The sequence below is a fragment of the Streptomyces amritsarensis genome (genome assembly GCF_001953875.1).
Classification (GTDB): Bacteria; Actinomycetota; Actinomycetes; order Streptomycetales; family Streptomycetaceae; genus Streptomyces; species Streptomyces amritsarensis.
Genome location: NZ_MQUR01000004.1, coordinates 103,156 through 125,358, shown reverse-complemented (window position 1 = coordinate 125,358; position 22,203 = coordinate 103,156). Strand labels below are relative to the sequence as shown.

The following is a 22,203-nucleotide window of genomic DNA, read 5'->3' as shown; positions in this document are numbered from 1 at the left end:
CAGGGACCTGCACGGCCGGAGGCCCCACTGACAAGCATCATCCGGCGGGGCGGGGAGCACCAACGCAGTGCTGCCGGCAGGGGGTCCCCGGCCGACCGCCCCGTTCCCGGCCCCGCCGGGCCGCGGCGAGGGCCGCGCCGCCCCACCCCCCGGGGCCCGCGGCGGACCGGGTCATGGGGCCCCCACCGCCTCCAGCTGCCGCAGTTCCTGCGCCAAAGCGGTCACGGTGTGCCGGATCTGCCCCGGCGTGTGGTCCCGCGTGACGAAGAACCGCAGCCGCGCCATCTCCTCCGGCACGGCCGGGTGGAGGATCGGGTTGACGCTCACACCCCGCCGGAACAGGGCCTCCGCCAGGTGCAGGGCCTTCAGGGAGTTTCCGACGATGCACGGCACGACCGGCGTGCCGCGGCTGTCCCCGGTGTCCACGCCCGCCTCGCGCGCCAGACGGACGAAGAGCGCGGCATTCTCCGCCAGCCGGGCCACGCGCTCCGGCTCGTCGCGCAGCAGCCGCAGCGAAGCCAGGCACGCGGCGGTGTCCGCCGGGGTCATGCCCGCGCTGTAGACGAAGCCCGGAGCGGTGTAGCGCAGGTACTCGACGACCGGGCGGCTCGCGGCGACGTAGCCGCCGCAGCTCGCGAGGGCCTTGGACAGCGTGCCCGACCACAGGTCGACAGCCCGGCGGTCGATGCCGAAGTGCTCGCCGACGCCGCGGCCCGTCGCGCCGGTCGTTCCGATGCTGTGCGCCTCGTCGACCATCAGCAGCGCCCCGTGCCGCGCCTTGACCGCGATGAGGGCGGGCAGGTCGGCGATGTCACCGTCCATGCTGTACACGCCCTCGACGACGACGAGGACCCGCCGGTACTGGTGTCGGACCTGTTCGAGCAGGGCGTCGAGGGCGGCCGCGTCGTTGTGGGGGAACGGCCGCCGGGTCGCGCCCGAGAGCCGGCAGCCCTGGAGGATGCTGTCGTGGGCCAGGGCGTCGTGGACGACGAGGTCGCCCGGGCCGGCGAGGTGGCCGATCACCGTGACGTTGGTGGCGTGGCCGTTGGCCAGGGTGACCGAGGCCTCGCACCCGAGGAGGTCGGCGAGCTCCGCCTCGAGTTCCAGGTGGAGTGGGCGGCTGCCGGACAGCAGCCGGCTCGCGGACACCGAGGTGCCGTAGGCGTCGACCGCCTGCTTGGCGGCCTCGCTCACCCGGGGGTGCGTGGCCATGCCCAGGTAGTTGTAGCCGGAGAAGGAGAGCAGCTCGCGGCCGCCGACGACGGTCGTGTCCGTCATACCGCCCTCGTGCACGAGGAAGTACGGGTTGGACAGTCCGGCACCGGCGAGGGTGCCGAAGCGCTCGGCGTGGGCGGTGACCTCCGGGAAGCGGTCGATGCGCGTGTGCTCCGCGGGCAGCGGGGTGGTCGGCGGGGGCGGGTCCTGGGGTGGCGGGGGCGGGCAGGTGCCGCCCTCCGCGCGCTCCTCCGAAGCGGCGCCCGCGACCGCCGCCGCGAGTCCCCCGACCGTCGGACGGTCGGCGTCCCCTTCGTCGAAGGCCCACAGCGGCCACTGCCGCCGGAGGGCCGTGAACAGGTCGGTCAGCATCAGCGAGTCGAAGCCGAGGTCGTCGGTCAGCAGCTGCTCGTCGCGCAGGTGGCCCACCGGGAAGGCCGAGATCCGGGCTATGTGCGCGTACACGGCCGCGGTGACCTCGGTGACATCCCCGGCCCGCGCGGGCTCCTCGCAGGCCGATGTGCGGGCCGCCGGGGAGAGCCGGGACATGAGGTCCGCCTGTTCCCGGACCAGCTGCCGCAGATCGTCCAGGGGCTCGAGGGACCCCTCGGACGCCGCGGACCGAGCCGACCCCAAGCCACCCCCAACCCCCTCGGCCCCGGCTGCCCCGGCCGCTTCGGCCCCGACCGCCTTGGCCCCGGCTGTCCCGGCTGGAGCCCCCGCCGCCGCGGCTGCCCGCGCTGGGCCGGCTTCCGCCGGTACCTCCTCTGTCGAGTCCGCCTTCGCCGGGGCCGCCTCGGCTGGGGCCTCCTTCGGCGGGGTCGCTTTCGGCGTGGCCTCCCCCTTTGCCGGGACCGCTTCCGCCGGTGCTGCCTCGGCCGGCGCTGCCTGCGCTGGGCCTGCTTCCGCCGGTGTTGCCTTCGGCGCGGTTGCCTCTGCCGGTTCTGCTTCCGCTGGGGCTGCCTCCGCCGGGGCCGCTTGGGCCGAGACCGCTTCGGCCGGGGCCTCCTTCGCCCGGGCCTCCTTCGGCGGGGCCGCCTGGGCCGGGGCTGCCTCCGCTCGACCTGCTTCCGTGGGGGGTGCCTTCGGCGGGTTTGCTTCCGCCGGGACCTCCTCCGTCGAGGTCGCATCCGCCGGGGCTGTCTCGGCCGGGGCTGTCACCGCTGGTCCTGCCACTGCTGGGCCTGCTTCCGCCGGTGTTGCCTTCGGCGCGGTTGCCTCTGCCGGTTCTGCTTCCGCCGGGGCTGCCTCCGTTGGGCCTGCTTCTGCCGGGACCGCCTGGGCCGGGGCGGCCTCCGCTCGACCTGCTTCCGCCGGGGCCCCCTTCGCCGGGGCCGCCTGGGCCGAGACCGCTTCCGCCGGGGCTGCCTGGGGCGGGGACGGTTTCGCCGTGGTCGGCTTCGGAGGAGTCGTTGGCCCCGCCCAGTAGGACTGCGCGGCGAGTCGGGCCACCGGCAGGTCGACCTGCCTTCGCTCATCCGCCGGGACCAGGGCGCGCGGATCGACCGGCACGCCCAGGACCGCCAGCCCGGCCAGGGCCCGCACGAAGCCCCGTCCGCCGTCCGGCGTCGCGCCGCCCGCGGCGACGACGTGCACGTCCTCCCGGTCGGCGAGGTTGCGGCGGACCGCGTCCAGGAGCGAGCCGCCCCCGCTCACCTGGAGGAACAGACGCGCCCCCGCGTCGTACGAGGCGCGCACGGCGTCGCCGAACCGCACCGGCGCCGAGGCGTGCCGGGCCCACAGCTCGCGCATCCGCGCGGGATCGCTGCACACCGCCGCGCTGACCGACGAGACGAACGGCAGGCGGGGAGGGCTCACCCGGCGGCCGGCGAGGTCCGCGCGCACGGCCTCCTCAGCGCGGGCCGACCACGGCGAGTGGAAGGCGCCGGACACCTCCAGCGCCACCGTGGCGATGCCCGCGTCGGCGCAGGCCCGCCGGAGGGCGGCGAGACCCTGCCGAGAGCCGCTGACCACGACCTGCCGCGGCTGGTTGAAGCAGGCCGGCCACACGTCGTCGATTCCGTCGACGAGCCGCCGACAGGTCTCCTCGTCGGCCAGCACGGCGACCATCCCGCCCGGCAGAGCGCTCTCGGCCTGCCGCAGGGCCGCGCCCCGGCGCACCAGCAGCCGGACGGTCTCCTCGCCGGTGAGCGCCCCGGCCGCCGCGGCCGCGGCGAACTCGCCGACGCTGTGGCCGAGCGCCAGGTCCGGGGAGACACCGCAGTCGGCGAGCAGACGGGTGGCGGCGATCTGCACCGTGCCGAGCAGCGGCTGGCACACCTCGGTGGCGGCGAGCCGCCGCCTGAGCTCCTCGCCGCCGGCCGCGGCCGCCTCCCCGCCGTACAGCAGCTCGGCGAGGTCGACATCGAGGTCGAGGCCCGTGTCGCCGCGGGCCGCGGAGCCGAGCGCGTCGACCACGCTCCGGAATCCGGTGAACCGCTCGTACAGGTCCCGCATCATGCCCGGCCGCTGGCTGCCCTGGCCGGGGAAGACGAAGGCGATGCGGCGCTGCGCGGCCGGCAGCGGGGCGTCCGCCGCGAAGGAGCCCTCGCCGAGGTCGCCGCGGGCGCCCTCGGCGAGCAGCCCGCGGGCGCGCAGCAGGCGCCGGGCGAACTCGTCCGTGTCGGCGGCCACGATCGCGAGGCGGGCCTTCAGCGGCTCACGTCCTCCCAGGGTGTGCGCCAGCGCCGCCACCGGCGTGCGGGGGGCGCGTTCCACCGTCTCCAGAACGTCGCCGATGTGCAGGTCGAGCAGCTCGGCGTCGCCGGCCGAGAGCAGGACGAGGTGCGGTGCCGCCTGTGCGCCGCCCACAGCCACCGGCCGGACGGGTGCGGGTGCCGGTGGTGCCGGCGCAGGTGCTGGGGCTGGGGTGGGGGCCTCCTCCAGCACCACGTGCACGTTGGTACCGCCGAAGCCGAACGAGCTGACGGCGGCCCGCCGCGGAGCGCCCGTACGCGGCCAGGGCCGCGCGGTCGCGGCGAACCGCAGCCCCGCGGCGCCGACGCCCAGGTCGGCACGGGGCGTGGTGCCGGGCTGCGGCACGATCGTGCGGTGGTGGACGACCAGGGCCGTCTTGATCAGGCCCGCCATGCCCGCCGCGGCCAGGGAATGCCCGATGAGGGCCTTGCCGGCGCCGAGGTAGCACAGCGAGGGGTCGTCGTCGGGATACTCGGTGCGCAGCCGGCGCAGCGCCTCGACCTCGGCGCGGTCGCCGGACCGGGTGGCGGTGCCGTGGGCCTCCAGGAAGCCCACGGACGACGGGGGGACTCCCGCGTCGTCGTACGCCCGGCGCAGTGCGCGCAGTTGGCCCTCCGGGGCGGGGGCCAGCGGCCCCGGGGACGCGCCGTCGTTGGCCGAGCCGACACCCTTGACCACCGCGTACACGCGGTCTCCGGCGGCGAGCGCGTCCGCGAGCGGCCGGATGACGACCGCGCCCGCGCCCTCGCCGAGCACGAAGCCGTCGGCCTCCTCGTCGAACGGGCGGCACACCCCGGTGGCGGACAGCGCACGCAGCGTGGAGAAGCCGATCAGGCTGTCGGGGGTCAGGTTGACGTAGACGCCGCCGACGACCGCGATCCGGCAGCCGCCCCCGCGCAGTTGGGCGACGGCCTGGTCCAGGGCCACCAGGGATCCGGAGCAGGCGGCGTCGACGGCGAGGCTGGGACCGCCGAGGTCGAACTGCCGGCTGACGGTGCCGGCAGCCATGTTGAGCAGGCTCCCGGGCAGGCTGAAGGGCTGCACGGTGCCGAGCCGCCCGGCGTGCTCCTTGACCGCATCGAGGACGCCGTCGTCGCCTGCCGTGGACCGCCGTGCCTGGTCGGCCAGGGCGATGGCACGGATCGGGGCCGTCATGACGTCCTTGTAGTCCGACACCGACACCGCGCAGAAGACCCCGGTGTTCTCCCGGTCGAAGTCGCCACGGCCCAGCCCCGCGTCGTCGAGGGCCTCGCGGGTGACGTCGAGCATCAGCCGGTGCTGGGGGTCCATGGCCCGCGCACGGGCCGGCGGCACCCCGTAGTGCAGCGCGTCGAAGCGGTCCACGCCGTCGAGGAAGGCGACCTGGTCGGTGTACGAGGCGTGCGGGGCCGACGGATTGCCGGGCTCGTGGAAGACCTCGTGGTTCCAGCGTTCCGCCGGGACCGCGGAGAACTGCCGCTCCCCGCTCATCAGGAGCTTCCAGTAGGCGCGGACGTCGTGGGCGCCGGGAAAGCGGCAGCCGAGTCCGACGATGGCGATGTCAGTCATGACGGGTCTTCCTTGTCGTGGTGCCCGGGCCGGACGGCTGCCGGCACGGTGGGGACGGTGGGGACGGAGGCGCACGCACGGCCGGCGGCGCCCGCGGGCGGGGGCACGGGAGCCGCGCCCCCCGAGGGCGGCGCGGGCCGTGGCGGCCCCACGGCGCCCTCCGGGGGCGGAGGGGAGACCGGGCGCGCCACCCCGCGCCGGATCGGCCACGGCGCCCACCAGTTCAGGCCGCCCGCCAGGCGCATGAGCGCCGGTACGAGCACGCCCCGTACGAGCGTCGCGTCGAGCAGGACGCCGAGGGCCGCGCCGATCCCGAAGAACTGCAGGAGCGAGACGCGGGAGGTCCCGAAGCCGAGCAGGGTGAAGGCGAGCAGGGCGCCGGCCGCGGTGACGATGCCGCCGGTGCGGGCGATGCCCGACACGATGGAGGAGGCGTTGTCCTGCCCCGCGTCGTGCGCCTCCTTGATGCGTGCGAGGACGAACACCTCGTAGTCCACCGAGAGTCCGAAGACGATGCAGAACAGCAGCACCGGCATGGTGGTGCTGAGCGGACCGGGGGTGAAGCCGAGCAGGTGCTGCAGATGGCCCGCCTGGAAGATCCACGTCATCGCGCCGAGGACCGCCGCGAGGCTCAGGGCGTTCAGCGCGATGGCCTTCAACGGCAGCAGGAGACTGCGCGTGAAGCCCAGCAGCAGCACGAAGGTGGTCGCGGTGATCAGGCCGAGCGCCGCCGGGATCCGGTCACCGACCGTGTCCTTGGCGTCGACCAGCACCGCGCTCGGACCGCCGACGAGGACGTCGGCGCCGGCCGGGCCGGGAATCGCCCGGACGTCGCGCACCAGCTGCTGGGCGGCCCGCGACTGCGGGTCCACCAGGGGCACCACGGACAGCCGGGCAGGACCTGCTGCGGCGGCAGCGGCCGGGCCGGCCGCCGCCAACCGGGCGGAGCCGGGGACCGGAGCGGGCGCCCCGTCGCGGAAGGTGCCCTCGGGCGTGACCACCTGGGCGACCTGCGGCAGCGCGGACAGCCTGCGGGCGTGGTCCTCCCGCGCCGAGGGCGCCGCCGCAGCGGTGGTGACCACGGTGAGCGCGCCGGCGCCCTTCATGTCGAACGCGTCGCGCACCAGGTCACCGGTCAGCCGGGCCGCAGAGTCCTTCGGCAGCGCCCGGTCGTCAGGCGTGGCGAACCCGGCGTGGGCGAACGGCCCGGCGAGCAGCGCCAGCAGGCTGATCACCGGCAGCGCCGCCAGCAGCGGCCGGCGTACGACGATGCGCGCCAGCCCCTCCCAGAGCCGCGAGGGCGACCCGGAGCGGGCCCGGCGCCGCCAGGGCACGGCCCAGGCGTTCACCCGCTTCCCGAGCAGGGCCAGCAGAGCCGGCAGCACGGTCACGGCGCTCACCGCGGCGATCACCACGACGGCGATGCCCGCGTAGGCGAAGGAACGCAGGAAGTACGGGGGAAAGACCAGCAGGGTGGCGAGCGCGGCGGAGACCGTCGCGGCGCTGAACGCGATCGTGTGACCGGCGGTGCGCACGGTCCGTACGGCCGCGGTGCGCGGGGTGCGGCCGCCGGCGAGCTCCTCGCGGAAGCGCGAGACGACCAGCAGGCCGTAGTCGATGCCCAGGCCCAGGCCGAGCGCCGTGGTGAGGTTCAGGGCGAAGACGGACACGTCGGTGACGCTGCCGAGGACGCTCAGGGCCAGCAGCGTCCCGGCGATGGCGAGGACGCCGACGAGCACGGGCAGGGCGGCGGCCACGACGCTGCCGAACACCAGGACCAGCAGGATCAGGGTGCCGGGCAGGACGACGGCCTCGGCGCGCTTCAGGTCGGACTCCGAGAGGCGCTGGAGCTCGGCGTCCACCAGCGCGGGCCCCGCGACGTGCACCGTCAGGGCCGGCGCCCCCGTCCCGGCGCCGGCCGGGGTGCCCAGCTCCTCCCGCAGCCGCTCGACCCGCGCGGCGAGCCGGTCGCCCTCGCCGTCCACGTGCGCGACCAGCATGGCTGCGCGGCCGTCCCGGCTGCGCAGCTCGGCCGCCCGGCCCGCGGCGTCGCCCGTCCAGTACGAGGACACCGCGTCCACGTCCGGTTCGGCGGTGAGACGCCTGGTCAGAGCCTCGCCCGCGCTCCGGGCGGCCGGGCTGTCGACGGAGCCGCCACGGGCCTGCGCGACGACGACCAGGTTCGGCGAGGCCCCCGCATGCCGGGCGGCGACGGCCGCGGCGCGGCTGGACTCGGACCGCGGATCGTCGTACCCCTGCGTCTTGAGCCGGCCGCTCGCATCCGCGCCGAACACGGCGGACAACACCAGGAACACGAGCGCGGCGAGGAGGACCAGTCGGGGACGACGGGTCACGAACCTCCCTGCACGACGGAACATCGGGGCCTCCGGTCCGGACGGCGATTCGCTCCTGCTCTTGCGCAGGACGGTCGAATGCCACCCTGCCGGGGGCAGGGGAGAGGCCGTAGTCCCGGCCATTCGTCACTTGACAGAATCCGAGAAAGGGTTTCGATGCGGCGTTCCGGAAGCGGTGAACACATCGGCCGGACGTCAAGTCACGCATTTCCGTGGCGTGACGCCCGCACGCGCGCCGGGTGTATTTGACCTACGCCTCCACCGGGAAATCCCGGGGAGCCCGTATCGGACGGAGATCGGAGAATCGTCGTGTTCGAGCAGTCCTGGATCCGCGGTCAGTCCTGGATCCGCGGTGTCATCCTGGCCGGAGTCTGCGTGGCGCTGGTGGGCAGCGGCATCGGCCTGCTGGCGACCTCGATGGCCGGCCCCGTCACCGCCGAGCGGCCGGCCGTCCTGCTCCTCCCCCTGGACGGCCCGGGTGCCATGTACACGGGACATTCCACAGTGACCGTGAAGAACCCGGAATTCGAGGAGCGCATCAAGCAGGGCTGGGAGTCGAAACCCGGAAAATGAGGGGGCGGGTGTCAGGTCGCCGCGGGAATACGGCGCGCCGCGATACCGTTCGGCGTCCGGAGTCTCGCGAGATACGCGGCGCGATATTCCTCGTCGATCAGTGGCACGGCCTTGTCGAGGCCTCGGCGGATGAAGCGGAGGAAGCGGAGGCATCCCCGCGAAGTCCGGGACGGCCGCCCCAGGCGCGGGGGCCCCGCGCCGGCAGGTCCCGTACGGGCGCGGGGTGCGGGCGGGGCGTCGGGTCCGCGGTGTTCACCGGGGCAGTTTCGCCGCCCGGAGGGCGTCCGTCCCAGCGGATTGCGCGGGGGCCGCGGCGAGCAGCTCGCGGCGCTTGGCGCCGCCCGATACGCGGTGGAGGCCGTACGAGCCGGGCTCGCGGGCTTCGCCGGCCAGGTGCTTGACGATGCCCCGGCAGATGAACTCCTTGAGCGTGGCACCGGGGCGGCCGCCGATGTGCAATCCGAGTGCGACGTCGTGGCGGCGGGCGAACTGGAAGATGCCCGCGCGGCGGCCGAGGCTGATGCACTGGCCCGCGAACACCGCGTTGAGAGGTGCGGGCCGCTCGCCCGCGATCCGGCTGAGCACCGTGTCGGCGGCCCGCGCACCCAGCGGTACCGCCGCCTGGCAGCTCATCCGCAGGGGCAGGTCCGACGGCGCCGCCGAGTCGCCGGCCGCGACGATGCGGTCGTCGTCCACGCTGGTCAGCGTCTCGTCCGTGAGCAGGCGGCCCACCGCGTCGGTGCTCAGCCCACTGCGGACGGCCAGGTCCGGCACACCGAAGCCGGCCGTCCAGACGCTCACCCCGCTGGGCAGTTCGCGGCCGTCGGCCAGACGCACGGCGTCACGGGTCACGGCCGTCACCTTCGTGCCGGGGCCGTCCACCACGGTCACGCCGAGCCCGGCCAGCCGCCGGGCGACCGAGCGCCGGCCTCGGGCGTGCAGGTACGGGCCGAGCAGCCCGCCGCAGACCAACGTCACCGCCCGCCCCTGCTCCGCCAGTTCGGCGGCGGTCTCGATACCGGTCGGGCCGGCCCCGACCACGGTCACCGCCGCCGTCGCGGGCGCGGCCGCGAGCACCGGCCGAAGCCGTTGCGCCTCTTCGAGGCTGTTGATCGGGTAGGCGAACTCCGCGGCCCCGGGCACACCCGGGTCGGCGCTGCCGCTGCCTACGGCGTAGACCAGGTAGTCGTAGGCGGCCGTGCCGCCCGACGCCAGCGTCACCCGGCGTGCCGCCGCGTCGATGCCCGTCACGGTGTCGACCAGCAGGCGGATGCCACGGCCCAGGACGTCCGCGTACTCGACGACCGCGTCGTCGGAGCCGCCGACCAGCTGGTGCAGGCGGATCCGCTCGACGAAGGAGGGGCGCGGGTTGACGAGCGTCACGCTGACGTCGGGGCGCCGCGTCAGGCGGTTGGCGGCCATGACGCCGGCGTATCCGCCGCCGATCACGATGACTTCGGTGTTCTCGGCCATGGTGGGCTTCCGTTCTCTCGCTGTCGGCTTCCGGGCACAAGACACCGGTGCCCCGCCCGCTGTGACAACAGCAGTGGCGTGACCTGCGCCACGCCGTCCGTGCTCCGCCGCCGAACCGGCCCGCGGCCGATCAGCGCAGTACGGCCGCCAGCAGGTCGGCGCCCAGCGCCGTCAGATCGGGCAGATTGAGGGTGTAGCGGACGTAGCGACCGCGCCGACGGGCCGTGAGCAGGCCGGCGCGGCGCAGGACGGCGAGGTGACGGGACACCTCCGGCGGTGAGAGCTCCCAGGCGTGGGCCAGTTCGCGGGTGGTGTGCGGGCCGCGGGCCAGGGTGCGCAGCAGCCGCAGGCGCACCGGATGCGCGAGCGCCTCCAGCCGCAGCGTGACCGTCTCCAGCGACACGGGCTCCGACGGATCCGGCTCCGCCACCGGGTACTGCACCACCGGCTGCCAGCCGGGGGCGTGCACCACCGCGAGGTGCGGGCCGCCGAACACGCTGGGTATGAAGGTGACTCCGGTACCCCGGGCGGCGGTCGCCTTGTCCGGGAGCTTGTCCACGACGATGTGGCCGCCGTCCGGTGCCAGGGAGACCGCGCCGGAGACCGCCGCGAGCGCCGCCCCCATGCCGTGCCGCCTGAGCAGGTCGTTCTTCACGCGCAGGTCGGTGGCGAGCCGTACGGCGATGTCCGCCCAGGCCGCGTCGAAGAAGGCCTCGGCGCAACCGGCGAGGGTGTCGCGCACGCGCGCCCGTACGGCAGGCGGGTCCGCGAGCAGCCGCGCCGCGAAGGCCTCCTGCCGTGCGCCGCGGGCCTGCGCCACATCCAGGGCGCGTTCGCGCGCCGCCGGGTCGGTCAGCGGCGAAGGCGCCCCGAAGCGGACCCGGTTGCTGCCGCACGTGGTGACGAGCGCCGCCGTCACGTACCTCTCGTCGTCGATCCGGTCCACATCGTCCAACTCCTCGGCGAGGGTCGGCCGGGGCCGGGCCGGGAGCAGGAAGTCGGCCTGTGAGGAACGCCAGAGGAAGTCCGCCTCCCGCAGGCGCTCGGCCAGCTCCGGCGGCATCCCGGCCGCCACCTCGCCGGCCCAGCCGGCGAGCTGCGGATGGTGCTCCGGCTCGGCCAGCACGTGCAGCATCGCGGTCAGTTCGGCCAGCGGGGAGGCGGCGAACCGCAACCCTGCGGACGGCAGGCCGCCGATGTCGATCCTCAACGTCACCCGCCCAGCATCCCCGACCGGGCCGCCCGCCCCGCCACCGGGTTGACGATGTCCGTCAACCCGCGTGCCCGGCCCGGCGGCCGGACGCAGCTTGACGCCATGGAAACCATCCCCAAGATCCGGCCCCGCGCCCTGGTCCGGGCCTGCGGAGGCCCCCGCTACGCCGTCGCCCTGGTCGTGGACGCGCTCGGCACCGGCCTGCTGCGCCCCTTCCTGCTGCTCTACGGGGTCATGGTGCTGCGGCTGTCCGCTCCCGCGACCGGCACCGCCATGACCGCCGGAATCGTCATCGGCCTGGTGTGCATGCCCGCCGTGGGCCGGTGGCTGGACCGGGGTGCACGCAGCGCGGTGGTGGCGGCGTCGATGCTGGTACGGGCCCTCGGTGTGGCGATGCTGCTGGCCACGCCGGCCGGGCACGTCTGGCCGTTCGCGACGGCGGCGCTCCTCCTCGGCGTCGGCAACCAGGCCTGGCCGGCCGCCCACGCGGCCCTGGTCGCCACGGTCGCCCACGGCCGGGAACGCGACACCGCCCTCGCGGCGGGCCGCGCCCTGCGCAACGCGGGCCTGGGCGCGGGCGCGCTCCTCGCCACCGCCTGCCTGGCCGGCGGCGCCACGGCACTCCAGGCGATGGCGGCCGTCACCGGGATCGCCTACCTCGCCGCGGCGGCCCTGGCGTGGTCGGTCCGCCTGCACGCGCGTCCGGCCGCAGCGCCGGCCGAGGCCGCCGCCGAGGAGCCCGCGCCCCCGATGCGCGCTCTGCGGGCCGCCAACGTGGTCTACGTCTTCTGCCTCAACGTCCCCGAGATCGCGCTCCCCCTGGTGCTGGTGACGCACCTGCATGCCTCCCCGGTGTGGCCCGCGGCCGTGTTCGTGGCCAACACGGTGCTCGTGGTCACCCTTCAGGTACCGGTCACCGTGTGGATGTCCCGCTTCCCCCGGCGGACGGTCCTGGCCCTCGGCGGCGTGGTGCTCGCCGCGTCCTACGCGGGGTTCCTCGCGGCCGCCTCGCTGGGGGCGGGCTGGGGCGCCCCCGCCGTCGCCGCGGTGTCCGTGGTCTGCACCATCGGCGAGATCATCTACGCCGGCAGCGCCACGGCGCTGGTCACCGACCTCGCCCCGGCCCATGCCCTCGGGCGTGTGCTCGCCCGCTTCGAGCTCTCCACGGGCTTCGGGCTCGCCGTCTCCCCGGCCGTCATCACCGCTCTCGCACCCCTCGGCCCCCTCGCCCTCTGGGGCAGCCTCGCCGGAGCGACCCTGCTCTCCGCCGCAGCCGTCGCCACCGAGAAGGACGCAGCCGCAACCGCGCCCCGCCCGGCCGGGCCGGGCGGGCATCGGCCATGGCCCCTGCGGGGAGGGTCCGCCGTCTGTCCGCCACGGCGTACCTGAGGCCGACGACCGCCCCCGGGCCGAGGCGGGGCTCAGGTCCGGGGTGACAGTCCGGGTCCCCCGCGAAGACGCCTGCCGGGAGCCGGTCCGGCTGAGCCTGCGCGGAGCCGCCCCGAGGCCGCCGCCGGGCCGGCCGCGGCGGCCCCCGGCGGCATCCGCCGCGGCGGGTACGTCGCCCCAGCCCCCTGGGGGTCCGGGCGGCTCACACGGGGGCCGTCCGCGCCGTGAGCGGTTCGCCGCGCCGCGGCAACCCTCCCGGCGGCGCCCCGAAACGCCGCGCGGCGAGAGTCGTCCCATGCCTCCCGCGACCGCCGCCACCGCAGCCCTGCCCGCAGCCGTACCCGCCGCCTCGCCGCGGCACCGGGAACTGCCCTGGGAGCAGGCACGGATGCTCGCCCACGCGGCGCCGCGGCCGTCCGCCGCCCGTACGGTGGCGCTCGCGGACGCCGTCGGGCTGACGCTGGCCGCCGCCCTGCGCACCCCGCAGCCGCTGCCGGCGTTCGACACGGCCGCCATGGACGGCTACGCGGTGGCGGGCACCGGCCCCTGGCGGATCCGCGGAGCCGTCCGGGCGGGCACCGTGTGGGAGGGCCTGCTCGGCGCGGGCGAGTGCGTGGAGATCTCCACCGGGGCGCAGGTCCCGGCGGGGGCACGCGCCGTACTGCCGGTGGAAGCGGCCCTGGCCGGCGCCGACGGCCTGGTCGCCGGGCCCGTGCCGCCACCGGGCCGGCACATCCGGCGGGCGGGCGAGGACGCCCCGGCCGGCAGCTGTCTCGTACCGGCGGGCACCCGGATCGGCCCGGCGCTGCTCGGACTGGCGGCGTCCTGCGGTCACGACACCCTGCCGGTACGGCCCGCGCCCCGGGTCCGGCTCCTGGTCACCGGTGACGAACTGGACCACGCGGGCCCGCCCGGTCCGGGGCGGGTGCGCGACGCCCTCGGACCGGCCCTGCCGGCCCTGGTCGCCGTACTGGGCGGCGAGAGCCGCGGGGTACGGCACGTGAGCGACCGGCCGGCGGGCTCACTGGCCGCGGCCGTGCACGGCACCCGGGACACCGAGGTCGTGGCGGTCACCGGCTCCACCTCCGCCGGCACCACCGACCAGCTGCGCCGGCTGCTCGCCGAGGCCGGGGCCCGGATGGTCGTCGACACGGTCGCCTGCCGCCCCGGCCACCCGATGCTCCTCGCCGAACTCCCCTCCGGCCGCTGGGTGGTGGGCCTGCCCGGGAACCCGTACGCGGCCCTGGTCGCCGCCCACACCCTCCTCGGCCCGCTCCTCGCGGGCCTCTGCGGCCGGGCCCTGGATCCGCTGCCGCACGTGCCCGTGACGGGTTGCGTACGCCCCGCCCCCGGACTGACCCGGCTGGTCCCCGTCACCTGGGAAGGCACCGGGGCCCGCATCACCGCCGGCCACGGCGCGGCCTTCCTGCGGGGCGCCGCCGCCGGCGACGCCCTCGCGGCGCTTCCCCCGGACTGGACGCAGGGCAGCCCGGCCCCCGTGCTCAGCGCGGGGTGAGGAGGCAGAACTCGTTGCCCTCCGGGTCCCGCAGGATCGTCCAGTGGATCGCGGACTGGTCGATACCCGGGTCGGTGGCGCCCAGGGCGCGCAGGCGCGCCGCCTCCGCCGCCAGGTCGTCACCGGGGTAGGGGCTGACGTCGAGGTGGACGCGGTTCCACACGGTCTTGGTGTCGGGCGTGCGGACGAACTCCAGGTAGGGGCCGACGCCGTGGGCGGACCGCAGGGTCGCCTGGTCGTCGCCGACCTCGTGGAGCTTCCAGTCCATCGCCCCGTCCCAGAACCGGGCCATCTCCCGCGGATCGGCGCAGTCGACCACCACCGCGGCGATCGGCCCGGTGTCCCGGTAGACCGCACGGGGTTCGAGGACGCAGAACTCGTTGCCCTCCGGATCGGCCATGACCGTCCAGGGGACGTCGCCCTGACCCACGTCGGCGAGCGTCGCACCCAAGTCCAGCAGGCGCGCCACCAGTTCCGCCTGATGGGCGGCCGAGGTGGTGGCCAGATCGAGGTGCACGCGGTTCTTCACCGTTTTGGGTTCGGGGCGGGCGATGAGGTCGATGCAGACGGCCGAGGGATCGGGGTAGGCGAAGCCCACGGGCTCGAGGTTCGTCACGCCGGGCCCCTCGCTGTCGACGCCCCAACCGAGCGCCTCCGCCCAGAACCGCCCGAGCGCGGAGTCGTCCCGGGCCTTCATGTTGATCTGCACAAGTCGTGTCGCCATGTCGCCGATCCTACGGGCCTGTTGGATCTTCCGCCGCGCTGCCCGCGCACACGGTCAGCCGACGCGGCGGGCCCCCGCCGACGGTACGGCCTCCCGTACGGCCGGGGCCCCGAAGCCCGCCGCCGCGAAGGCCGCCGTCACGGCCCCGGCCACGGTCCCGGCCGCCGCGGCCGGGACCAGCGCGATCACCGAGCCGCCGAAGCCCCCGCCGGTCATCCGGGCGCCCAGGGCACCGGCGCCGACGGCGGCCTCCACCGCGAGGTCGGTCTCCGGGCAGGAGACCCGGTAGTCGTCCCGCAGGGAGGCGTGCCCGGCCGTCAGCAGCGGCCCCAGCGCCTCCGGTTCGCCCGCCGTCAGCCGGTCCACGGCCCGCCCGACCCGGGCGTTCTCGGTGACCACGTGCTGCACCAGCGGCGCGAGCGCCTCGGGCAGCTGCGCGAGGGCGCCCGGCAGCTCCGCCTCGGAGAGGTCCCGCAGCGCGGGCAGCCCCAGCAGGCCCGCCGCGCGCTCGCACCCCGCGCGCAGCGCCGCGTACGCCCCGTCGGCGAGGTCGTGCGCGACCCGGGTGTCGAGCACCAGCAGGCGCAGCCCGTGCCCGGTGAGGTCGAAGGGGACCTGCCGGACGTCCAGGCTGCGGCTGTCGAGGTGCAGGGCGCTGCCCTCGGCGCAGCAGACCGAGGCCATCTGGTCCATGACCCCGCACGGCACGCCGGCGAAGGCGTTCTCCGCGTACTGGGCCACGCGCGCCAGCTCGGTCCGCGACAGCCGCAGCGCGTACAGCTCGTCGTAGGCGACGGCCACCGCGCACTCCAGGGCCGCGGACGACGACAGGCCGGCGCCCGCGGGCACGGTGCTGTCCAGGTGCACGTCGGCGCCGCCCACGGGCAGGCCCCGCTCCCGCAGCGCCCAGACCACCCCGGCGGGATAGCGGGCCCAGCCGCCGACCGCGCCGGGGGAGAGGTCCGCCACCGCGAGCTCGGTGGTCCGGCCGTCGCCCTGGGCGCTGTGCAGGCGCAGCAGCCCGTCCTCGCGGCGGCGCGCCGCCAGCACGGTGGTCTGCGGCAGCGCCATCGGGAGCGCGAAGCCGTCGTTGTAGTCGGTGTGTTCGCCGATCAGGTTGACCCGGCCGGGGGCGGCCCAGATCCCGTCGGGGGAGCGGCCGTGGATCCGCTCGAACTCCCGGCGCACGGTGGCGGCTTCTGCCACGGCCCCGGTCACACGGCCTCCCGCAGCCGCCGGGCCGCCGCCTCGGGCGCCACGTCGTTCATGAAGGCGTCCATGCCGGCCTCGGTCCCCGCCGTGTACTTGAGCCTGTCGGCGGTCCTCCGCACGGTGAACAGCTCCAGGTGCAGGGCGAGTTCCTCACCGCCGGTGAGCGGGGCCTGGTGCCAGGCCGCGATGTAGGGGGTGGGCGCGGACAGCCCGAAGAGCCGGTCGAAGCGGCGCAGCAGGTCCAGGTACAGGCGGGGGAACTCGGCGCGCTCCGCCTCGCCGAGCCGGGTCAGGTCGGGGACCCGGCGGTGCGGGTACAGGTGGACCTCGTACGGCCAGCGCGCGGCGTACGGGACGAAGGCCGTCCAGTGCTCCCCGGCGAGGACCACGCGCTCGGAGGCCGCGCGGGCCTCTTCGAGGATGTCCTCGAAGAGGTTGCGCCCGGTGCGGGCGCGGTGCGCGGCCGCTGCGGCGAGGTGCTTGGCGGTGCGCGGGGTGAGGGTGGAGAAGGCGTAGATCTGGCCGTGCGGGTGGGCCAGCGTCACACCGATCTCCGCGCCGCGGTTCTCGAAGCAGTACACCTGCCGCACGCCGGAACGGGCGGACAGTTCGGCGGTGCGGTCGGTCCAGGCGTCCAGAACCAGCCGGGCCCGCTCGGGCGGGAGATCGGCGAAACCGGCACCGTGCTCCGGGGTGAAGCACACCACCTCGCAGCGGCCGGCCCCGCCGGCCAGGGACGGGAAGCGGTTCTCGAAGACGGCCACCTCGTAGTCGGCGGCCGGGATCTCGCCCAGCCGGCCGTCCCGGGAGGGGCAGAGCGGGCAGGCGTCCGCCGGCGGGTGGTACGTACGGGACTGCCGGTGGGCGGCGATGGTGACCCAGTCGCCGGTGGCCGCGTCCCGGCGCAGCTCCGGGGTGCTCTCGACCCGGTCCGGCGGACGCGGATCCCGGGCCGAGCGGTCCCGGCCGGGCTCGCTGTCGTAGTAGATCAGCTCGCGGCCGTCCGCGAGTTCGGTGACGGTCCTGTGCACGTGCACGTCCTCGCCTGTCTGGTCAGCAGGTGACGGCCGGGGCCGACGCGCCCTCGATCATACGGGCGTGCGGACCGCGCCGTTTGGCCGGCCGCCGAAGGGGCAGGCGCAGTGCGCGGGCGGGGCGGGTGGCCCGGCGCATCCACCGTGGAAGGGACGTGACGGCGATGAAGGTGGCGTTTCTCGTGGCGCCGGAGGGCGTGGAGCAGGTCGAGCTGGAGCGGCCGTGGCAGGCGGTGCAGGACCAGGGCTGGCAGCCGCGGCTGGTGTCGACCGAGAACGGCGAGATCCAGGCGTTCCACCACTTGGACAAGGCGGACACCTTCCCCGTCGACGACGTGGTCGGCGCGAGCGGACCGGACGAGTACGACGCGCTGGTGCTGCCCGGTGGCGTCGCCAACCCCGACGCCCTGCGCATGGACGAGCGCGCGGTCGCCTTCGTCCGGGACTTCTTCCGCACCGGCCGGCCGGTGGCGGCGATCTGCCACGCCCCCTGGACGCTCGTCGAGGCCGACACGGTCCGGGACCGGACTCTGACGTCATGGCCCAGCCTCGCCACCGACCTGCGCAACGCCGGCGCCACCTGGGTCGACGAGGAGGTACGCGTCTGCCGCGCGGCACCCGGCACGCTGATCACCAGCCGCAGGCCCGACGACCTCGACGCGTTCTGCACCACCCTCGTCGACGAGTTCGGCGCCGCCTCGCCCGGACGCTGACGGCGGCCGGCGCGCGGAACGGGACGGCGGCCGGCGGCCGGCGGGCTGTGACGGGAGGTGGGTCGTGAGCGGCGGCGGAGAAGGCCTCGCGGACGCGGACCCACGCCCGGAAACGGAGGCGGGGCGGGCCGGTTCCCGGCTGCTGGACGAGGCGCTGACCGAGACGATCCGCCGGACCGGGGCCTCCGCCGGCGGGTTCCACCTGTGGGACGGGCCGGAGCACGGCCTCCTGGCGCTGGTCGTGCTGTGCGGGGTGCCCGCCGAGGTGGCCCGGCCGTGGCACCGGATCTCCCCGACCGCCTCCACCCCCGTGAGCGACGCCGTGCGCGAGGACCGGCTGGTCTGGATCGGTTCGCAGGAGGACCTCGCGCACGACTATCCGCAGGCCGCCGTCAGCCTGCCCTACGAGTTCTGCCTGGCCGCGGCGCCCCTGACGGGCCGGCGGGGCCCCCACGGCGCGCTGTTCCTGCTGTGGCCCGCCGGTCACGCCCGTACGGCGAGCCTGCGCGAGCGGGACCACGTCAGCTCGGCCGCCCGCGGTGTGGCCCGGATGCTGGACCGGGCCGACGGGACACCGGCGGTGCCCGAAGTGCCGCGCGTCATCCCGGCCGCACCGCCCCGCGCGTACGGCGGCCGGCCCCCGCACGCCGCCGCCGACTGGGTCGAGCGCCTGCCGGAGGGCGCCCTGGCCCTGGACCTGGAGGGCCGGATCACCTTCGTGGACGGCACCGCCGAGGCCCTGCTGGGCCGCGCGTCCGGCCACCTGCTGGGCACCTGGCCCTGGCAGTCCCTGCCCTGGCTGGACGCACCCCTGGTCGAGGACCGGTACCGCGCGGCGGTCCTCAGCCGCGAGCCGGTGGAGTTCACCGCCCTGCGCCCGCCGGACATCCCGCTGGGCTTCCAGCTCTACCCCGACTCCAGCGGCATCAGCGTCCGCATCACCCGCCCCGCACGGCACGAGGAGGGGACCCGGCCCGGCCCGCCCGCGGGCGCCGCCGTCCCCCGGACCGGCCGGGTCCACCAACTGCTGCACCTCGCGGCCGCCATGACCGAGACCGTCACCGTCCGCGACGTCGTCGAGGTGGTCGCCCACCAGGTCCTGCCCGCGTTCGGGGCCGACGCCCTCGTGCTGTCCGCGGCCGACGCGGGCCGCCTGAGGATCACCGGCCACCACGGGTACGATCCGGCGACCGTCGAGCGGCTCGACGGCCTGCCCCTGGACACCGGGCTGACGCCGGCGGGGCAGGTGCTGGCCGACGGGATCCCCGCCTTCTTCCGCGACCGCGGCGCGATGGCCCGCGCGCACCCCGACGCCCCGCACCTCAGCGGCAAACAGGCCTGGGCGTTCCTCCCGCTGACCATCTCCGGCCGCCCCGTGGGCTGCTGCATCCTCTCCTACGAGCGGCCGCACACCTTCACCGCCGACGAGCGCGCCGTCCTCACCTCCCTGGCCGGGCTGATCGCCCAGGCCCTGGACCGGGCCCGCCTGCACGACGCCGCGCACGATCTCGCCCACGGCCTCCAACAGGCGCTCCTGCCGCACAGCCTGCCCACCCTGCCCGGCCTGGAGGCTGCCGCCCGCTACCTGCCCGCCGGCCACGGCATGGACATCGGAGGCGACTTCTACGACGTCATCGCGCTGGACGACACCACCGTCGCGGCCGTCATCGGCGACGTACAGGGGCACAACGTCGCGGCGGCCGCCCTCATGGGCCAGGTCCGTACCGCCATCCGCGCCGCCGCCGGCGCCCCGCCCGGTGCGGTCCTGGCCCGCACCGGGCGCCTCCTGGCGGGCCTGGACACCGATCTGCTCGTCTCCTGCCTCTATGCCCACATCGACCTGACGAGCCGGTGCGCGACGCTGGCCGCTGCCGGGCACCCGCCCCCGCTGGTGCACGCCCCCGGGTCCCGGCCGCACCGGGTGGAGCTGGACCCCTGGCCGCTCCTGGGCGTCAGCGTCGACACCCCGTGCCCCGTCACCCGACTGGAACTGGAGCCGGGGACCCTCCTCACCTTCTACACCGACGGGCTGGTCGAGAAGCCCACCGCGGCCGGCGTCGACGCCGAGCGGGGCACCGACGACCTCGCCGCGGTCCTCGCCGACCACGACGGGGCGGACCTGGACGACCTCATCGAGGCGCTGCTGCGCGATACCGGTGCGGCCGCGGGCCACAGGGACGACATCGCGCTGCTCCTCCTGCGCCTGTGACGGGGGAGGAGCGGCGCGGGGCGCCGGGCGCGCCGGGCGGACGCCCGGCCACGGCAGGTCACAGATACGGGTCGAAGGGGATGCCCGCCGGCTTGGCCTCCGCCAGGTGGGAGGTGAAGGAGCCGTCCTTCAGGCCGAAGTGCGCACTGCCGAAGTCGGCCTGGCTGAGCTTGTCCCGAAGCGTCGCCGGGTAGCCCGACCAGCCGACGAGCGGGGGGTACTGCCAGGTGCCGCGGTGGTTCTCCGGCGGTTCGTCGTTGGTGTTCGCCGCACGGAAGCAGTGGGTGCCGATGCCGTCCTTGTGGTAGACGATCTTGGGATGTGTGCCGTCCCAGCGGATCCGGTCGCGGGCGTGGATCTCGAAGTCGCCGTGCGCGGAGGTGGCGACGTACTTCGCCTCGTTGTTCTGGATCCACACCACCACGTGTTCCCAGTCGTGGCGATGGCCGCCGAGGCTGATCCCGGGGATCGCCTGGTCCTTCTCGAAGTAGAGCGCGTAGAGCACGGCGCACCAGCCGTTGTTGCACTTCCAGCGCGAGTACCCGTTGGTGTTGGCGAGGTCCGAGGCGTCCCGGCAGTTGCCGTCGAGGGCTCCGGTCGGCTTGAGCCCGCCGTTCAGGACCCCGGTCGGGCCGATGGCCGGTGTCGGGTAGCAGCCGTCGGTGTCGTAGTCGTAGGCGGGCTGGAAGGTCAGCTCGATCGCTTCGGCCTGGCCGGGCAGTGCCGGGGGCGGAGCCGCGAAGGCCGCCTGGGGGACGCCGACGACGAGCGCGAGGGCGGCGCCGAGGACGACGAGGGATCTCCGGATGTGACGGTTGGTCCGCACAACTGGCCTCCTGGCCGGACGGGTTCGGGGGTGGCGGGCCGATGGCGGCCACCGCCGACCGACACGCCGGGAGCATCATTCGGGAAGCGGGTCCTCGCGGCAAGGGTGCGCGCAGCCTCTGCTTCAACCGACCGGTGCTCGAACTACCCGTCGAGGCAGGAGAGTTGAGGATATGTCAGACATCGTGACGCCGCGGCGCCGGGGCGGGGCGGGGGGCGGGGGGCGGGGCGGGGTGCGGAGCGGCTCCCGCACGCACGAAAGGTCCGCCCCCGGGAGCCGGGGGCGGACCGGAACCTCAGCCGGGCGCCGTCACACGGTCACAGGCCGACCGTGTTCATGAGGATGATGGCCGCGAGGTTCAGGAGGATGACGGTGACGACGATGCCGATCCCGATCCAGGCCTTGCGTGATTCGTCCATGGGGCGGTCACCTCCCGACGAGGGCGCGCGGCGGCGCGGCGGTCCGGCGGCCGGACGGCGCCCCGGCCGGCCTCCTCCATGCTGACCCCGCCGCGCCCGGAGCGCAGGTCGGACGCCCAGGCCCGGCCCGCCCCCCGCCCCGGCCCCATCCCCGGCCCCGGTCCTGGCGGGGCCGGCGGGCGCGGTGCGGTCAGCCCACCCAGGTGCCCGTCATGCCGATCACGGCCGAGCCGTCCTGGTCCGTCAGCTTGGTCGCGGTGAAGTCGCGGGCCCACTGCGAGGTCTGGATGCGGAAGGCGGGGCGGTCGGCGGTCAGCGCCTGCATGACGGCCTCGGCCGCGCCGGCCGGGGTCTGGGCCGCGTCCTGCGTGAACTGGCCGACCGTGCGGTCGATGTAGGTGCGCAGTGCGTCGGCGTACGGTCCGGCCTCGGCGATCCGGGCGTCGAGGTCCAGTCCGATGTTGTTGACGAACTCGGTCGCCACCGCGCCCGGCTCGATGACGGACACGCTCACGCCGAGGGTGCTCGCGACCGGCGCCAGGCTCTCCATGTACCCCTCCACCGCGAACTTCGCAGCGCAGTAGGCCTCGTTGAAGGGCTGGCCGATGACGCCGCCGACGCTCGTGACGGTGATCAGGCGGCCTCCGCTGGCCCGGAGGTGGGGGAGCGCCGCCTTGGAGACGTTCAGCACGCCGAAGAAGTTGACCTCCATGACCTCGCGGACGTCGGCCACGGACTCCAGCTCCAGGGTGCCGAGGTGTCCGGCGCCGGCGTTGTTCACGACGGCGTCCAGCCGGCCGTAGTCGGCGATCACGCCGTCGACGGCGGCGGTGACGGACTCCTCGTCGACGACGTCGAGGCGGCGGATGTCGATCTCCACGCCCGCCTCGGCCGCGGCCTCGCGCAGGGCGTCGGCCCGGCCGGTGTCGCGCAGCGTGGCCACCGTGCGCCATCCGGCGCGGGCCGCGGCGACGGCCGCGGCGAGTCCGATGCCGGAGGAGGTGCCGGTGATCAGGACGGTGCGGAGGGGGGCGTCGGCGGTGGTCGCGGCGGGAGCGGTGGGGAGCGTGGACATGGCGTACCTCTGG

General features: G+C 75.7%; 14 protein-coding genes. 5 read left to right on the top strand and 9 right to left on the bottom strand.

Annotation, left to right across the window (positions count from 1 at the left end; all coding sequences use genetic code 11):
* Positions 1-171 precede the first annotated feature (171 nt).
* Positions 172-5,460 (bottom strand): type I polyketide synthase, encoded by a 5,289-nt coding sequence (locus tag AVW11_RS03215; protein ID WP_076043140.1) that lies wholly within the window; start codon positions 5,458-5,460, stop codon positions 172-174.
* Complete coding sequence (locus AVW11_RS03210) at positions 5,457-7,814, bottom strand: MMPL family transporter (RefSeq protein ID WP_240528120.1); 2,358 nt, start codon at positions 7,812-7,814, stop codon at positions 5,457-5,459. The genes AVW11_RS03215 and AVW11_RS03210 overlap by 4 nt, the downstream gene beginning before the upstream one ends.
* Positions 7,815-8,123: 309 nt before the next feature.
* On the opposite strand from AVW11_RS03210, the gene AVW11_RS03205 reads away from it, so the two are divergent.
* Complete coding sequence (locus tag AVW11_RS03205) at positions 8,124-8,387, top strand: hypothetical protein (RefSeq protein ID WP_030845236.1); 264 nt, start codon at positions 8,124-8,126, stop codon at positions 8,385-8,387.
* A 252-nt stretch (positions 8,388-8,639) separates the two neighbouring features.
* Here the strand turns inward: AVW11_RS03205 and AVW11_RS03200 are convergent, their stop codons facing one another.
* Complete coding sequence (locus AVW11_RS03200; RefSeq protein ID WP_076043138.1) at positions 8,640-9,860, bottom strand: NAD(P)/FAD-dependent oxidoreductase; 1,221 nt, start codon at positions 9,858-9,860, stop codon at positions 8,640-8,642.
* Between the two features lie 130 nt (positions 9,861-9,990).
* On the bottom strand, positions 9,991-11,076 hold the full coding sequence (locus AVW11_RS03195) for a helix-turn-helix domain-containing protein (RefSeq protein ID WP_076043137.1): 1,086 nt from the start codon (positions 11,074-11,076) through the stop codon (positions 9,991-9,993).
* Between the two features lie 99 nt (positions 11,077-11,175).
* Between AVW11_RS03195 and AVW11_RS03190 the strand changes: the two genes are divergently transcribed.
* Together AVW11_RS03190 and AVW11_RS03185 are read left to right on the top strand one after the other, a co-directional pair.
* On the top strand, positions 11,176-12,462 hold the full coding sequence (locus AVW11_RS03190; protein ID WP_076043136.1) for an MFS transporter: 1,287 nt from the start codon (positions 11,176-11,178) through the stop codon (positions 12,460-12,462).
* Positions 12,463-12,757: 295 nt separating this feature from the next.
* Entirely contained in the window at positions 12,758-13,978 is a 1,221-nt protein-coding gene (locus AVW11_RS03185) for a molybdopterin molybdotransferase MoeA (protein ID WP_206281870.1), read from the top strand.
* On the opposite strand, the gene AVW11_RS03180 is transcribed toward AVW11_RS03185, so the two are convergent.
* The 3 genes from AVW11_RS03180 to galT are packed head-to-tail and all read right to left on the bottom strand — an operon-like array spanning position 13,965 to position 16,945.
* Positions 13,965-14,702: a VOC family protein gene (locus AVW11_RS03180; RefSeq protein ID WP_063898535.1), complete on the bottom strand. Its 738-nt coding sequence runs from the start codon at positions 14,700-14,702 to the stop codon at positions 13,965-13,967. The genes AVW11_RS03185 and AVW11_RS03180 overlap by 14 nt on opposite strands.
* A gap of 54 nt (positions 14,703-14,756) precedes the next feature.
* Positions 14,757-15,920 carry a galactokinase gene (gene galK / locus AVW11_RS03175; protein ID WP_079070674.1) on the bottom strand — a complete coding sequence of 388 codons (1,164 nt, stop codon included), beginning with the start codon at positions 15,918-15,920 and terminating at the stop codon, positions 14,757-14,759.
* Positions 15,917-16,945, bottom strand: coding sequence for a galactose-1-phosphate uridylyltransferase (galT, locus tag AVW11_RS03170; protein WP_060179087.1), 1,029 nt, complete (start codon positions 16,943-16,945; stop codon positions 15,917-15,919). The genes galK and galT overlap by 4 nt, the downstream gene beginning before the upstream one ends.
* A 167-nt stretch (positions 16,946-17,112) precedes the next feature.
* Here galT and AVW11_RS03165 point away from each other — a divergent pair, with 167 nt between their 5' ends.
* Positions 17,113-17,661, top strand: coding sequence for a type 1 glutamine amidotransferase domain-containing protein (locus AVW11_RS03165; RefSeq protein ID WP_030845252.1), 549 nt, complete (start codon positions 17,113-17,115; stop codon positions 17,659-17,661).
* 64 nt (positions 17,662-17,725) lie between these two features.
* Positions 17,726-19,870, top strand: coding sequence for a SpoIIE family protein phosphatase (locus tag AVW11_RS03160; RefSeq protein ID WP_420713472.1), 2,145 nt, complete (start codon positions 17,726-17,728; stop codon positions 19,868-19,870).
* A 58-nt stretch (positions 19,871-19,928) separates the two neighbouring features.
* Here the strand turns inward: AVW11_RS03160 and AVW11_RS03155 are convergent, their stop codons facing one another.
* Positions 19,929-20,696 carry an NPP1 family protein gene (locus AVW11_RS03155; RefSeq protein ID WP_030845256.1) on the bottom strand — a complete coding sequence of 256 codons (768 nt, stop codon included), beginning with the start codon at positions 20,694-20,696 and terminating at the stop codon, positions 19,929-19,931.
* Positions 20,697-21,305: 609 nt separating this feature from the next.
* Entirely contained in the window at positions 21,306-22,190 is an 885-nt protein-coding gene (locus tag AVW11_RS03150; RefSeq protein WP_060179085.1) for an SDR family oxidoreductase, read from the bottom strand.
* Between the last annotated feature and the right edge of the window lie 13 nt (positions 22,191-22,203).

What these genes read in the sequence shown, in the direction of transcription:
- AVW11_RS03215 (WP_076043140.1), bottom strand. Translation starts at nt 5,460, where the DNA reads ATGACTGACATCGCCATCGTCGGACTCGGCTGCCGCTTTCCCGGCGCC.
- AVW11_RS03200 (WP_076043138.1), bottom strand. Translation starts at nt 9,860, where the DNA reads ATGGCCGAGAACACCGAAGTCATCGTGATCGGCGGCGGATACGCCGGC.
- AVW11_RS03190 (WP_076043136.1), top strand. Translation starts at nt 11,176, where the DNA reads ATGGAAACCATCCCCAAGATCCGGCCCCGCGCCCTGGTCCGGGCCTGC.
- AVW11_RS03185 (WP_206281870.1), top strand. Translation starts at nt 12,758, where the DNA reads ATGCCTCCCGCGACCGCCGCCACCGCAGCCCTGCCCGCAGCCGTACCC.
- AVW11_RS03180 (WP_063898535.1), bottom strand. Translation starts at nt 14,702, where the DNA reads ATGGCGACACGACTTGTGCAGATCAACATGAAGGCCCGGGACGACTCC.
- AVW11_RS03165 (WP_030845252.1), top strand. Translation starts at nt 17,113, where the DNA reads ATGAAGGTGGCGTTTCTCGTGGCGCCGGAGGGCGTGGAGCAGGTCGAG.
- AVW11_RS03150 (WP_060179085.1), bottom strand. Translation starts at nt 22,190, where the DNA reads ATGTCCACGCTCCCCACCGCTCCCGCCGCGACCACCGCCGACGCCCCC.